The 3,569-nt window shown below is 58.2% G+C and carries 4 protein-coding genes; all 4 read left to right on the forward strand.

Features of this window, described 5'->3' with window-relative positions:
- Positions 1-723 precede the first annotated feature (723 nt).
- Entirely contained in the window at positions 724-879 is a 156-nt protein-coding gene (locus tag CQ13_RS42730) for a hypothetical protein (RefSeq protein WP_156433596.1), read from the forward strand.
- The gene (locus CQ13_RS09240; protein WP_057842675.1) at positions 876-1,979 is read left to right on the forward strand and encodes a M14 family metallopeptidase; all 1,104 of its coding nucleotides are present in this window, start codon (positions 876-878) and stop codon (positions 1,977-1,979) included. Before CQ13_RS42730 ends, CQ13_RS09240 begins: the two co-directional genes overlap by 4 nt.
- Positions 1,980-2,418: 439 nt before the next feature.
- Positions 2,419-3,273 carry a tyrosine-type recombinase/integrase gene (locus tag CQ13_RS09245; protein WP_057842676.1) on the forward strand — a complete coding sequence of 285 codons (855 nt, stop codon included), beginning with the start codon at positions 2,419-2,421 and terminating at the stop codon, positions 3,271-3,273.
- Positions 3,274-3,295: 22 nt separating this feature from the next.
- Positions 3,296-3,569 (forward strand): transposase zinc-binding domain-containing protein (locus tag CQ13_RS40740; RefSeq protein WP_197427290.1); only part of this gene is annotated, 274 nt, incomplete at its 3' end.

The following is a 3,569-nucleotide window of genomic DNA, read 5'->3' on the forward strand; positions in this document are numbered from 1 at the left end:
CCGCCATCCTGCCATGATACAGCTCCTCGTTTCGCCGACCGCAAACGAGGAATCCGCCAACAGCCCATCCGTTCCACCAATTCAGCCTGCTCCATCAGCGAGGTTTCATGGAATCGGTCGTCTAGGAGAGGGGAGAGCAGGGCATGCAACTCGCTGAGGCGCGTCTCGAAATTGCCCACGGCTGGATTTTTCGAATGGTTCGCTGCCGCGATCGAAGGCGCATACGGCGAGACGATCCGAGCATTAAACCTTGAAGACTCTCTCAGGTGCGAACGCAACCGATCAGTGTGGCGCCGGCAACGAGTCGATGGCAGGTTGCGACAGCCATGATGATCATGTGAAACGCAGACCCGAGACACCGCTCTTTGCTCTTGCCTTGGCCAGGCTGGTCGGAGAGGCCGATGTCGTCTGCAGTGTGTTTCAAGTGCTCGGCGATAATCCCACCGAGCTTTCAAGCCTCTGTTGCGCGATCCAAGGATACGCTCGTTCACGAGTTCCACCCAAATGGCCGTTGGAGGGGCCGTAACCGTCAAGATAGTGTCGCTCGAAGCTGAAAACTGCAAAACGGCCTTAATCCCGCCGCCGCATGGCAGGCTCGGAACTAGCGTACCATCACATATTGTATGGAAGCCTTCGCCTTCTTCCCGCCGAGTGGGGAATTTCGCGAATAGAAGCCCCTACATTGCAGAAATTCGGCTCTCGGGGGCGATAGCATTATTCCATATGAATGCCATGGCCTGTGGCGGTATCGCCATCACCCCAATCCTTCCTATCATCGAAAAGGGATACGAGCCCTCGACCTCGACGCCGCGCAAGCTGTTCGCCAAACGGCCGGAGTTGGGTTGGGAAATCGAGGTCTATCAGAGGTTAAGCCAATGAACTTAGACAGTGCAAAGCAGATTGCGCCCGTCGTATTTTCCGATACTTACGCAGAAGCTAGGCAAAAATTCCTGGCGACGGCGCCGACCTCAAGAGCATACCCATGCAGCACGAAGGGGCCTTCTGGTGAGGCTCTCTTCACGGATGCTGCCTATTTCGGAAACCCTGATGCCAAGACGCTTCTGGTCTTGGTGTCAGGCACCCACGGTCCGGAAGGGTACAGCGGGTCCGCATCGCAACTTCTATTTTTGCAGGCCAAATTCCACGAGCAGCTTCCGCCCTCTACGGCCGTACTCTTCATCCACGCGCTGAATTGTTACGGTTTTGCATGGGACCGCCGATTTACTGCGGAGGGGTGCGATCCCAATCGAAACTTCATCGATTTTTCGAAGCCACTGCCGTCAAATCCTGAATACGAGGAACTGGCCGAGCACCTTGTTCCAGCGGACAATACGCCGGAGGGTTTGCAGCGGGCGGAAGCTGCGATCAAGGAATATCGCGCTAAGCACGGCGAGTGGAAATTCAGGGCAGCGCGCAATTCTGGTCAGTACACTAGGCCGGGCGGCGTGTTCTATGGCGGCACCGGACCTACTGAAACCAGGCGAACCCTTGAGCAAATTGCAGCGGACTTTGTAGTCGCAAAGCGCGACAGGGTCGTTATCATCGATTACCACACCGGGCTCGGGCCTTACGGATATGGGGAGATCCAGTGTGAGCAGCCGTCCGGACTGACCGGTTACGAACGAGCAATGGGCATTTTTGGTCCGTCTGTAACTTCACCAGATCTAGGGACCTCCTCTTCGGTAGTAATACATGGCTGCCAAGACGAATTCTGGCAACGCGAATTAGGCGACCGGCATACTTACGTTGCTCTCGAATACGGGACCTATGAACTCGACGTTGTTCGGAAGGCGCAACGCGACGATCTCTGGCTGTTCAATTATCGACCAGAAGCAGTGAATTCGGAGCTTGGTCGCAAGATTCGAGCTGCCTCCAAGGAGGCGTACAATCCGCAGAGAGCTGATTGGAAGGAAATGGTTATTTGGAGATCACACCAAATCCACCGACAAGCTAGGGAAGCGCTTGGATCGGGGCAATAGCTCCTTCGTCGAGGGCAATCTCAAATGGCTGCATGATTGGCACGAATGCCGCTCAACGGACGGTCAATTGTTTCGGAAAGGGGCGCGCTCAGACGCGCCCTTTTGCGTATAGCCCCGTTGACCTGAACCCTTCGTTCATTCAGCAACGAGAGTCCCAGTCACGACTAATGGTGGCCAAAGGCATTTCGGCCACCATTTTCCAGAACAAGAACACTGGAATGCTGGATCAGCTATCTCGTCGTCCGTGAAGAATTCCCAAGCCGTTGATTTGGAATCCTGAAACGGCGTTTTGCCGTAAGTGGATTTGCCGGAAAGCGGGGCTTTGGAGCGGGATTGAACGAAGCCGCTACCGCGGCGTGAACGGCGAGGTGGCGTAGAGCGCCTCCTGCCTGAGAGGATGTGGGTGTTGCAGCCCACCCTCTCAGACAGGAGTATTGAGATGGCCGATTTGAGCCCTCTTCGCCGCCGCATGATCGAGGACATGACCGTCCGCAATCTGTCGCCGGCGACGCAGCGATCCTACATCAGCGCGGTTTCGAAGTTCAGCCGTTATTTCGGCAAATCGCCGGATCGGTTGGAACTGGAAGACGTTCGCGCCTTTCAAGTGCATCTGGTCTGCATATCATGGCCGGCGCTGAACCAAATCGTCTGTGCGCTGCGGTTTTTCTACGGCGTCACTCTCGGCGAGGCGCTGATCCCGGAACGCATTCCCTATGCGCGAGAACCGCGCAAGCTGCCGGTCGTTCTTAGCGCCGACGAAGTGGTCCAGTTCCTCGAAGCAGTGTCCAGCCTGAAGAGCCGCGCCGCACTGACCACCGCCTATGCGGCCGGGCTCAGGGCCTCGGAGGTCGCGGGACTGCGGATCGAAGACATCGACAGTGCTCGCGGTGTCATCCAGGTGCGCCACGGCAAGGGGGCGAAGGATCGCAACGTGATGCTGTCGCCCCAACTACTCGGCATCCTGCGCACCTACTGGCGGCTCGCCCGGCCGCGGGTTTATCTGTTCCCGGGACGCGACGAAGACCATCCAATCGATCAGACCGTGTTGCATGCCGCCTGCCGGTCGGCGGTGAAGGCTGCGGGCCTGACCAAGCGCGTCACGCTGCACACGCTGCGCCACAGCTTCGCGACACATCTTCTGGAGAACGGAACCGACATCCGGATCATCCAGGTTCTGCTCGGGCACAATAACCTGTCGTCGACGGCGCGCTACACGCAGGTCGCCACCGATACGATCCGGGCGACGCAGAGCCCGCTCGACCGCCTGTCGCTCGAGGTGACGCCACCGGGATGACGACGCGTCCGGGATGCGGGTTATGGCCCGCCCCGACGTCCGTCCGCACAGACCCGCCATCGAGATTGCCGATATCTTGCGCCGGCATGGCGACGCCTATCGCCGTTTGCATGCCGGTCATCTCGGTCGGGTCGAGCGGCGCGTGATGAGTGCGATCGTTGCGTGCCGAACCGAGGCGCTCGGCGGTCACATGGAGGCTTGCGACGACTGCGGCATGACACGCATCGCTTATAATTCCTGCCTTATGGGCAAATCCATTAATGGGGAGCTGGCGTGCCGGCATCGGCATTTTTCGG

Origin of the sequence: Bradyrhizobium retamae (assembly GCF_001440415.1) — a bacterium.
Taxonomy (GTDB): domain Bacteria; phylum Pseudomonadota; class Alphaproteobacteria; order Rhizobiales; family Xanthobacteraceae; genus Bradyrhizobium; species Bradyrhizobium retamae.